The organism is Actinosynnema sp. NPDC002837, assembly GCF_040295345.1.
Lineage (GTDB): Bacteria > Actinomycetota > Actinomycetes > Mycobacteriales > Pseudonocardiaceae > Actinosynnema.
The window spans coordinates 1-10,201 of sequence record NZ_JBEOVG010000112.1; the positions used below are offsets into that span (position 1 = coordinate 1).

10 protein-coding genes are annotated in these 10,201 nt (G+C 75.1%); 6 read left to right on the top strand and 4 right to left on the bottom strand.

Features of this window, described 5'->3' with window-relative positions:
- The first annotated feature begins 89 nt into the window (after positions 1–89).
- From ABTZ99_RS40065 to ABTZ99_RS40090, 6 genes are all read left to right on the top strand, one after another.
- A complete protein-coding gene (locus ABTZ99_RS40065) occupies positions 90–863 on the top strand; it encodes an ATP-binding cassette domain-containing protein (protein WP_498783247.1) in 774 nt (257 codons plus the stop codon).
- A gap of 179 nt (positions 864–1,042) precedes the next feature.
- Positions 1,043–2,266, top strand: a complete 1,224-nt coding sequence (locus ABTZ99_RS40070) for an MFS transporter (RefSeq protein ID WP_499618249.1) — start codon at positions 1,043–1,045, stop codon at positions 2,264–2,266.
- 117 nt (positions 2,267–2,383) lie between these two features.
- Positions 2,384–2,764: a YbaB/EbfC family nucleoid-associated protein gene (locus ABTZ99_RS40075; protein WP_498783243.1), complete on the top strand. Its 381-nt coding sequence runs from the start codon at positions 2,384–2,386 to the stop codon at positions 2,762–2,764.
- On the top strand, positions 2,761–3,084 hold the full coding sequence (locus ABTZ99_RS40080; RefSeq protein ID WP_499618251.1) for a hypothetical protein: 324 nt from the start codon (positions 2,761–2,763) through the stop codon (positions 3,082–3,084). The genes ABTZ99_RS40075 and ABTZ99_RS40080 overlap by 4 nt, the downstream gene beginning before the upstream one ends.
- Positions 3,081–4,007: a WXG100-like domain-containing protein gene (locus tag ABTZ99_RS40085; RefSeq protein ID WP_499618253.1), complete on the top strand. Its 927-nt coding sequence runs from the start codon at positions 3,081–3,083 to the stop codon at positions 4,005–4,007. Before ABTZ99_RS40080 ends, ABTZ99_RS40085 begins: the two co-directional genes overlap by 4 nt.
- A 42-nt stretch (positions 4,008–4,049) precedes the next feature.
- Positions 4,050–4,565, top strand: a complete 516-nt coding sequence (locus tag ABTZ99_RS40090; protein WP_498783237.1) for a hypothetical protein — start codon at positions 4,050–4,052, stop codon at positions 4,563–4,565.
- 199 nt (positions 4,566–4,764) lie between these two features.
- Here ABTZ99_RS40090 and ABTZ99_RS40095 read toward each other — a convergent pair whose 3' ends face one another.
- From ABTZ99_RS40095 to ABTZ99_RS40110, 4 genes are read right to left on the bottom strand one after another with little or no spacing between them, the layout of a single operon-like run.
- On the bottom strand, positions 4,765–6,963 hold the full coding sequence (locus tag ABTZ99_RS40095; protein ID WP_499618255.1) for a non-ribosomal peptide synthetase: 2,199 nt from the start codon (positions 6,961–6,963) through the stop codon (positions 4,765–4,767).
- Positions 6,960–8,270 (bottom strand): serine hydroxymethyltransferase, encoded by a 1,311-nt coding sequence (gene glyA, locus ABTZ99_RS40100; protein ID WP_499618257.1) that lies wholly within the window; start codon positions 8,268–8,270, stop codon positions 6,960–6,962. The genes ABTZ99_RS40095 and glyA overlap by 4 nt, the downstream gene beginning before the upstream one ends.
- On the bottom strand, positions 8,267–8,953 hold the full coding sequence (locus ABTZ99_RS40105) for a thioesterase II family protein (RefSeq protein WP_499618259.1): 687 nt from the start codon (positions 8,951–8,953) through the stop codon (positions 8,267–8,269). Before ABTZ99_RS40105 ends, glyA begins: the two co-directional genes overlap by 4 nt.
- Before the next feature lie 16 nt (positions 8,954–8,969).
- Positions 8,970–10,199 carry a condensation domain-containing protein gene (locus tag ABTZ99_RS40110; RefSeq protein ID WP_499618261.1) on the bottom strand — a complete coding sequence of 410 codons (1,230 nt, stop codon included), beginning with the start codon at positions 10,197–10,199 and terminating at the stop codon, positions 8,970–8,972.
- Positions 10,200–10,201 lie beyond the last annotated feature (2 nt).

Consider the following 10,201-nt stretch of genomic DNA (forward strand, 5'->3'; position numbering starts at 1 on the left):
AGGGCGGCCACACCGGGCCGTCACCCCGACTTCCGCCTGGTTCCTACCACAAGCGCCACCCAGGCGCCCGCACGGAAGAGGGTGCACTAGTGACCACACCGGTGTTGCAGGCCCGCGGGCTGGTGAAGCGCTACGGCCGCGTGACCGCGCTGTCGGGCTCGGACCTGGAGTTGCTGCCCGGCGAGATCCTGGCCGTCATCGGGGACAACGGGGCCGGGAAGTCCAGCCTGATCAAGGCGCTGTCCGGCGCGGTCGTGCCGGACGAGGGCGAGATCCTGGTGGACGGCGCACCGGTGGCGTTCACCTCGCCGATCGACGCGCGGGACGCCGGCATCGAGACCGTGCACCAGTCGTTGGCCGTCTCGCCGTCGCTGGACATCGCGAGCAACCTGTTCCTGGGTCGTGAACGCCGCCGCAAGGGCGTGCTCGGCACGGTGTTCCGCATGCTCGACCGCAACGGCATGCGCGAGGAGGCACGGCGGCAGCTCGACGCGCTGGGCATCATGACGATCCAGAACCCCGGCCAGGCCGTGGAGACGTTGTCCGGCGGGCAGCGGCAGGCCGTCGCGGTGGCCCGGGCCGCCGCCTTCGGCAGCAAGGTCGTCATCATGGACGAGCCGACGGCGGCGCTTGGCGTGCGCGAGTCGCGCGCCGTGCTGGACCTGATCCTCCACGTCCGCGACCGCGGCCTGCCGGTCATCCTGATCAGCCACAACATGCCGCACGTCTTCGAGGTCGCCGACCGGATCCACATCCAGCGCCTCGGCCGCCGCAAGGCCGTGGTCGACCCGAAGACCATCTCCATGGCCGACGCGGTCGCCATCATGACGGGAGCGATGGAGCCGCCTGACCAGGCTGCGTGACGTAGTTCGACCCTGACGCCGCCGCGTCCGCGCGGCGGCGTCCCCTCCTGCGCCAGGACTCACCGGGCGAGCGTGCGTCATCAGCTGCCGGGGTTCTCCGAACGTGGCCGGCGATTCGGTCGTTGTGACCGATCCGCGGTTCCGCGAATTGTCGGTGGGTGCCGGCAACGTGTGGTTCCATGCCCCGGCTTGTGCCCGCGCTGCTGCGCGACCCGGCGTTCCGCTGGTACTTCATCGCCCGGACCTCCTCCCACTTCGGTGACGGCCTCATCGGCATGGCGCTGGTGTTCGGCTCGTTGCGGCTCGGCGCGTCGCTGACCGAGGTCGGGCTGGTGCTGCTCGTCGGCCGGTTGCCGGTGGTGGTGTTCACGCTCGTCGGCGGGGTGGTGGGCGACCTGGTGTCGCGTCGGGCCGTCATGCTCGCCGCCGACGTCGTCCGCTGCGCCTCCCAGGGCCTGACGGCCGTGCTGCTGATCACCGGTGCGGGGACGCTGTGGCACCTGGCCGCGTTGCAAGCGGTGGCGGGCACGGCGAACGCCTTCTTCGCCCCCGCCGCGGCGGGCTTGGTCGTCGACGTGGTGCCCCAAGAGCGGCGGCGTCAGGCCAACGCCTTGGTCAACGCCGCCCAGAACGCCGCGACGCTCCTCGCCCCGGTGGTGTCCGCGGTGCTGGTGGAGACGGTCGGAGCGGGCGTGTCCTTCGCCGTGGACGCGGCCACGTTCGCGGTCAGCGCCGCCGCGCTCGTCGCGCTGAAGGTCCCCGACCGGCCGGTGCCCCCACGACCCGCGCTGCTCGACGCCGCGCGGCACGGGTGGCGCGACTTCCGCGCCCGCCCCTGGTTGCAGGCCATCACGATCCAGGTCGCCGTCATCAACGGGGCGTGCATCTCCCCGTTCCTGGTCCTCGCTCCCGTCCTCGCCGATCAGCAACTGGGTGGTGCGCTGGCATGGGGGTTCATCGCCAACGGCTACGCCGTCGGCGCGTTGCTGGGCAGCGTCCTTGCCCTGCGTTGGCGACCGCGACGCCCGCTGGTGGTGGCCTGCGCCATCCCGGTCGCCTTGGCCCCGCTGCTGGCCCTGCTCGCCGCGGGGGCGCCGGTACCCGTGCTCGTCGCGGCGGCCGTTCCCGCCGGGGTGCAGGCCGGCCTCTACGCGGTGCTGACCCAGACCGCGCGGCAGGTGCACGTGCCCGCCGACCTCGTCGCCAGGGCCACCGGCTTCTCCTCCGTCGTCGGCCTGGCCGCCGCGCCCGTGGGCATGGCCCTGGCCGGACCGGCGGCCGAGCTCGTCGGCACGGACGCCGTCCTCCTCGCCGGCGCGGCGATCGCTGTGCTGAGCGCGCCACTGGCGCTCACCGTGCGCTCCGTCCGGCAGCTGCAGGCCGAGCCCGAACCCGCCCGCTGACCAGGACGGCGGAACGGGCACGCGAGGCGAAGCGCCGTGGCCGGAACCGGTCAGGGGCAGTCCGTGCGCAGTGGTGTGGCCGGATACTCCGATCAGAGTCGATCACGGGGGGTGGGCATGGACGCGTTGCTGCCTTCCTCGGCCAACTCCGGGTACGTGCGGTTGGCCGAGGAGTTCCGCAGGATCCGGGAGGTGCGCGCGCGGAGCCGGGCGACGGCCTGGTCGGACGACGGGTTGGTCGAGGCGACGGTCGACGCGGGCGGGCGGCTGATCGGCCTCCGCCTGGACCCGCGGGTCCACCGCGATCCGGACTCGGCCGCGTTGGCGCGGACCGTGCTGCAGACCGTGCAGGCGGCGAACCGGGAGGCCACCCGGGCCGCGTTCGAGGTGGTGTCCCGGTTCCTGCCCGCCGATGCCGACCCCGACACCGCCGACCTGAGGTTCGACCTCGCGTTGGCCGAACTGGATCGCCGGATACGACAGGGGGAGCAGCGATGACCTCATCGGCCGACGGCGCGCAGATGGAGACCGCGGGCGTGGAGCAGGCGATGTCCCGGATGGACACGGCCGGGCAGGGCGCGGTCACGGCCTGGTCGAGCGCCGCGACCACCATCGGCAGCCTGGAGGGCCAGTTGGGCCGGGGCGTGCTCGGGCAGGCGTTCATGGGCAGGTACCGCGTCGGCGCCGAGCAGGTCGCGCGTGACGTCTCCCGGCACGTGCCCGCGTCGGAGAGGCTGGCGGGTGCGGGACTGGCGAGCACCGCGGACTACGTGCAGGCCGACACCACCGGCCGCGACCGGTTCGAGGGACTGGCATGACCACCCCGGAGCCGAGCGGTCCACTGTGGGCGGAGGTCAAGGCGCGCTACGACCCCTGGCCGCCCGACGACGAAGTGGTGGCGCAGCAGCTCGGCGCGGCCTGGCGCGGGGCGGCGGGCGCCGTCACCGACGCCGGCGCGGAGGTGACCACCTCGGGACGGGCCGCGCACGCGTCCTGGCAGGACACCGGCGGGGAGACGGTGGAGGGGCAGGCGGCGGCGGTCGGCTCGACCTTCGAGCAGCTCGGGCAGCGGCAGCTCCAGCAGGCGGTGCTGGCCGAGGACTACGCCACCAGCCTGATCCGGACCAAGCAGGGCATCCACGACGTGGTCGCCGCGTACTCGCCGTTGTACGAGGCCGCCCTGATCAGCCCGCACGACCCCGGCGACATGATGGTCGTCGACTACGTCAACCGGATCGTCGACGCCGCCGGCGAGGCGATCCTCCGGCTGCTGACGATCGAGTCCCACGGGCCCGGCATCGACCCCGAAGGCCGGCTGCCGACCCCCGAGTCGCTGGCCACCGGCGGGCCGATCATCGGCGGCGACCTGAACTTCTACTTCGATCACGGCACCTGGAAGGCGTTCGACGGCACGGTCGAGGGCGAGTACTCCGCCGGTCTGCACCTCACCGGCGCGATCAACCAGCCCAGGTCCGAGGACCCGTTGATCGACCTGGAAGCGCAGTTCGGCGTGCAGGTGAGCGGCCCGGAGCTGGAGCACTCGCTCGGACCGCTCACCGTCTCCGCCCAGCCCGAGGTCTACGTCGGGCCGGGCGCCAAGTTCGCGCTCGACGTGATCAACGAGAACGGCAAGGTCGGCCTGGGCTTCAAGGTCGGCGCCTCCGCGATCGCCGGCGGCGCGCTGAACGGCGAGATCGCGCTCGACTTCGGGGAGATCGGACGGAGCCTCTTCCCGTTCTGACCCGCGGCGGCCGGAACCGACTCGACCCGAACGGAGTGACCCGTGAACGGAGAACTGTCGCTGCCCATCGCGTTCCGGCTCCCGCCGGGCTGGCTGCCGGTGCCGCCCGACGAGGTCGGCGCCGGTGGGGCGGCGTTCGTCGCGATCGCCACCGCGACCCACGGCTCCGGTTTCACCGCCACGATCGTCATCGACGAACCCGACGCGGGGTGGACGCCCGCCGAGCTGGCCGACCTGTCCGCCGCCGCCCTGCCGACCGCGACCGTCACCGACCGCGTCGACGGGACCGGTCCCCACGGTCCGCGGCTCACCCAGTCGCTGCGCCTCACGACCACCGCCGGGCAGGAGGTCGTCCGGGTGGAGGAGTACCTGACCCTGCCGGACGCGGCGGACCCCGGCCGGCGCGGCGTCGTGCGGTTGAGGTGCACGGCCACCCGTGACCAGGCCGACGACGCCACCGCCGACCTGGCCGAACTGGTGGCCGGCCTGCGCCCGACCGAGGTCCCGCCGGTGCCGGCGCCGCTCCCGGGCCCGGCGAGGACCGCGCCGGAAGCCTGACCCCCGCCCGCGCGGGAAGCCTGACCGTGACCGCGCTGAGAAGCCTCACGCGGCTCAGCGCCGGTGATTCCGGAAAGGCATTTGGTGGGCGTCGGTCGGACCTTTGCTCTGTTAGTGGGATCCGGTGTCGCCCACTGATTCCGGTCGCGGGCGAGAAGCGTGATCGGCTGCCCATCGAGCGCCACCGACCGGCGGCCCGTCACCCCCGGCCGTCGCGCTCGGGCAGGGAGCGGAGGTGGTCGGCCAGGGACGCGACGGTCGAGTGGGCGAACAGGTCGACCATGGTCAGGTCCGGGTGGATTTCCCGCGCCACGCGCAGCGCCTTCATCGAATCACCGCCGAGCGCGAAGAAGTCGGCGTCCCGGCCCACCTCGGCCAGGCCGAGCGCGTCCCGCCACACCTCGGCGACGCGCCGCTCGACCGGGTCGGCGGGCGCGACCGCGCCCACGGGCCACACCGGCGCCGGCAGCGCCCGTCGGTCCACCTTGCCGTTCGGGCTCAACGGCAGCCGGTCCACGGGCACGACCAGCGCGGGCACCAGCCGGCGCGGCAGCACCTCGGCGAGGGCCGCGCGCACGTCGTCAGAGGAGAACCGGGCCACCGCGTAGGCCACGAGCCGCCGGTCGCCGGACGGGTCCGCCGCCGCCGTCACCACGACCTCCCTCGTGGACAGCACCTGCCTCAGCGCGGCCTCCACCTCGCCCAGCTCGACCCGCACGCCGTTCAGCTTCACCTGGAAGTCCAAGCGGCCCAACAGCTCCAGCTGACCGTCCGCCCGGTACCTCACCAGGTCGCCGGTCCGGTAGAGGCGCTCGTCGCGCACGGGTCCGTAGCTCCACGTCACGAACCGCCGCGCGGTCTGCTCCGGCGGGCCGAGGTAGCCGCGCGCCAGGCCCGTGCCCGCGAGGTGCAGCTCGCCCGGCACGCCGACCGGCACCGGCCGCATCGCCCGGTCCAGCACGTAGACGCGCTGGTTGGCCATCGGCCGCCCGTACGGGATCGACGTCCACGCCGGGTCCACCTCGCCCACCTCGTACACCGTTGAGTGGATCGACGCCTCGGTGGCGCCGCCCAGGACCGCGATCCGCACGTCGGGCGCGAACCGCCGCAGCCGGTCGGGCAGCGTCACGGCCACCCAGTCGCCGCCCAGCATGGCCACCCGGAGGTGGGGCAGCGGGCGGTCCAGCCGGTCCAGCACCAGCTCCAGCAGGGCGGGCGCGGAGTTCCACACCGTGATCGGCCGGTCGGCCAGTTCCGCCGCCCACCGTGCCGGGTCGGGACCGGTCAGCACCACCGCGCCGCCGGCGATCGTGATGCCGAGCAGCTCGTAGACGGACATGTCGAAGCTCGGCGACGACAGGCCGAGCACCCGGTCGTCCGGGCCGACGCCGAAACGCGTGTTGAGGTCCACGAGGTTGTTCAGCACGCCCCGGTGCCGCAACGCGATGCCCTTCGGGCCGCCGGTGGAACCGGAGGTGTAGATGACGTAGCAGAGGTCGTCGGGTCCCGCGCCGCCGTCCGGGTCGTGCTCCGGCTGCTCCCGCAGCACGGCCGCGTCCCGGTCCAGCAGCACGACGGGCGTGTCGTCGGGCAGGTTCGCGGCCAGGTCCGCGCGGCCGACCAGGACGGCCAGCCCCGCGCCGCGCCGCATCAGGTCCAGCCGGGCGGGCGGGTAGTCGGGGTCGAGCGGCACGTACGCGCCACCGGCCTTCAGCACGCCGAGCACGGCGGGCAGCAGGTCGGGCGACCGGTCCAGGCAGATCCCCACCCGAACCCCCGGCCCGACGCCCAGCCCGCGCAACCGGTGCGCCAGCCGGTTCGCCGAGCGGTTGACCTCGGCGAAGGTCCACGTCCGGTCGCCGCGCACCACCGCGACCGCGTCGGGCGCGGCCCGCACCCGGTCCTCGAAGTGCCCGTGCAGGCAGCCGTCGGCGGGCAGGGCGACCGCGGTGTCGTTCCACTCGACCAGCAGCCGGTGCTCTTCCTCGGGCGTGAGCAGCGACAGGCCCGGTCGTCCCCGCCGGGTCGACGCCATCGCGAAGTGGCCGAGCAGCCGCCGCACGGTGTCCGCGTCGAACAGGTCGGGGTCGTACCGGGCGGTGACGCCGCCGTCGACGACGACGGTCAGCTCGCGGTCCACCCCGTCGTCCTCGACGAGCAACGCCGTGGGGCACGGCCCGGTCGCCGGGCGCGGCACTCCGGACCCGTCCACCGCCACCGCGCCCCGAGGACCGTCGAACACCACCACGTCCTGGTCGGTGTACCGGGCGAGCAGCAGTGCGAACGCGGCCACCAGCGCCTCCACCGGGTGCTCGCCGGGCAGGTCCGCCCGCAGCACGGCCGAGCGCCGCGCGGACCGGGGGCCGCGCGGCCGGTCGGTGGGCAGGGACGTGGTCATGCGGGCACCTCCGACAACTCGAACGGGACGGGGAACTCCGCGCACAGCCACGCCACCCGGGCCCGCACCCGGTCGCGCACCTCCGGGTCGAGGTCGTAGCGGCGGTCGTCCAGCGGGCGCACCGCGCGCAGCACCGCGTCCACCAGGTCGGCGCACTCCTCCGCCTCGCCCGGCCCCATGCCGCGCCGGGCCACGACGTTCGTGCCCAGCCGCAACCCGCTCGCGACCAGAGGCGGCCGGTCGTCGCCGGTGACGCGGTTGCGGTTGGCGAGGATCCCGCATTCCTCCAGGGCGCGTTCGGCCACCACACCGGTCACCCCGCGCGGGCGCAGGTCCAGCACCACCATGTGGGTGTCGGTGCCGCCGGTCAGCACGCGGTGCCCGAGCCGGGAGAGCCGGGCGGCGAGCGCGGCGGCGTCGGCGACGACGCGGCGCGCCCACTCGCGGAACTCCGCGCGGCCCGCCAGGTCCAGCGCCCGCGCCTTCGCGGCGATCGCGCCGGGGTTCGGGGTGCCCTGCGTGCGCGGGAACACGCTGCGCTGCATCAGGCCCGCCAACGTCGTCGTGCCGTCCGGCGCCGGGGCGCGGTGCTCGGCGCCGATGAGGATCAGCCCGCCGCGCGGTCCGCCGAGCTGCTTGTAGGTGCTCGTCGTGGTCACGTGCGCCGTGTCGATCGGACTGGGGTGCTCGCCGGCCACCACCAGGCCCGCGACGTGCGAGATGTCCGCCAGCAGGTACGCACCCACCGAGTCGGCGATCTCCCGGAACCGCCGGTAGTCCAGCGCCCGCGGGTGCGCGCTCGCGCCGGCCACGACGACGCCGGGCCGGTGCCGTCGGGCGAGGTCGGCGACCTGGTCGTAGTCGACCCGCCCGGCCGCGTCCACGCCGTAGCCGACGGCCCGGAAGTGGGTGCCGGTCACGGACGCAGCCGAACCGTGGGTGAGGTGCCCGCCCGCGTCGAGGTCCATGCCCAGCAGCACCCCGCCCGGCGGCAGGAGGCCGACCAGCGCGCTGAGGTTCGCCGACGAGCACGAGTGCGGCTGCACGTTGGCGTACCGCGCGCCGAACGCCGCCTTGGCCCGGCGCACGGCCAACCGCTCCACCACGTCGAACCACGCCGCCCCGGGGTGGTAGCGCGCGCCCGGGTACCCCTCCGCGGTCACGTTGTTCAGCGCCGCGCCCGCCGCCGCCAGCACCGACGGGTGGGCCAGGCTCGCGTGCGCCACCAGCGCCAGGGTGTCCCGCTGCCCGCGGGCGTCCGCGGCCAGCGCGCCCGCGAGCTCCGGGTCGTCGCGTTCCAGCGTCACAGCACGGCCCCGATCGTCTTCCACAGCAACGGCCACGCCTCGGTGAAGTACATGTGCCCACCGGGCAGCTGCACCAGTGCGAACCGGTCGGTCGTGCGGTCGGCCCACTCCCGGACGTCCGCCACGGACACCATCACGTCGTCCTCGCCGCGCAGGGCGGTGATCGGCAGCGGCAACCGGGCCCCGGTCGGGTGGAACCGCTCCAGCAGCAGCATGTCCGCCCGCAGCACGGGCAGCAGCAACTCGCGCAGGTCGGGGTCCCGCAACGCCTCGTGGTCGTAGCCGATCATCTCCCGCACCCCGGCGGCCAGCCGGTCGTCGTCCACCTCGGACACGCGGATGCGGCCGGCCACGCGTTGCGGTGTCAGCGCGCCGCTGACCAGCAGGTGGGCGGGCGGCCTGCCGCGCGCGACGAGCACGTGCGCGGCCTCGTGCGCGAGCACCGCGCCGAAGCTGTGGCCGAACAGGGCGAACGGCGCGTCGCCCGCCTGCGCCAGGACGCGGTCGGCGACGTCCTCGGCCGCGTCCGCCATGGTGGCGTGGAAGTCCTCGACGAACAGCTCCTCGCGACCGGGCAGCTGGATCGGGGCGACGCGGATCGACTCGAACGGGTGGTCGCGCCACGGTCGGTACACACTCGCCCCGGCGCCGGCGTGCGGCAGGCACATGATCGTGGTCGGCATGGCGAATCCCCTCGCGTCAGCTCGTGGTCGTCTCGGCCAGGGCCCGCCGGAAGGCCGCGGCCAGGTCGGGCAGGCGGGTCGCCCACCACGACCGGGACACCGCCTGCACCTGGCCGCGCCACCGCTCGCCCTCGTCGCGCAGCTCCAGCAGCAGTTCCGTTTGCAGCCCCCGCTGCGGCACCGGCACCGACCGCAGCACCGCGGGCCCCGCCCGGTGCCGGGCCCTGGTCCAGCTCTGGAAGGCGAACGACGCCTGGTACACCGGCATCCGCCTGCCCCGGCCCGGCCGCGCCGCCGCCACGATCCGGTCGAACGGCAGGTCGGCGTGCCCGAGCGCGCCCACCAGGGCCGTCCACACCCGCGTCACCGCGCCCGGTCCGCGCGGGTCGCGGACCCGGATCGGCAGCATGTTCAGCGCGCACCCCACCTCGTCCTCCGCGCCGGGCGGGCGCACCGCGACGGCCGTGCCGACGCAGAAGTCGGCCACCCCGGTCAGCTCGGCCAACGCCCGGCCGTACGCGGCGAGCAGCACCGCGAACGGCGAGCAGGACAGCCGCCGCGCCGCCTCGCGCACCGGCGCCGGCTCGCACGTCAGCGGCGCCTCGACCAGCCGGTCCTCGGCCAGGTCGCGCAGGCCGAGCCCCACCCCGCCGTCCGGCAGGTCGCCCGCGCCGGCCAGCGCCTCGCGCCAGTACGCGGCGAGCCGTTCGGCGCGCGCGTCGTCCGGGTCGGCGGCGGGCAGCCGAGGGCGTTGCGGCAACGCGGGCACGCCACCGGCCAGCGCCACCCCGTACGCCCGCGCCAGGTCGGCGGTGAACACCTCCTCGGACAACCCGTCGAACACGGCGTGGTGCACGGCCAGGTGCAGGTCCGCCCCGGGAACAGGCACGGCCCCCTGCCCGTCGGGCACCAGCGCGGCCCGGAACACCCGGCCCGCCGCCAGGTCGAACGGCCGGGCGGCCAGCTCGCCGCACGCCCGGTCGGGCGTGGTCCCGGCGGGCAGCACGCGCAGCACGTCCCGCGGCACGTCCCGCTCCTCGCGCACCAGGTCGCCGCCGGCCACCGCGAACGCGGTGCGCAACGCCGGGTGCCGGGCGACGACGGCCCGGACCGCCGCCCGCAGCTCCGCCTCCCGCACCGGACCGTCCACCCGCACCCGGCCGAACGCGATCGCCGCGGGCGCGCCCGGTCGGACCCGCTCGGCGAACCAGAACCTCCGCTCCGCGGCGGACGCGCGCTCGGCCACGG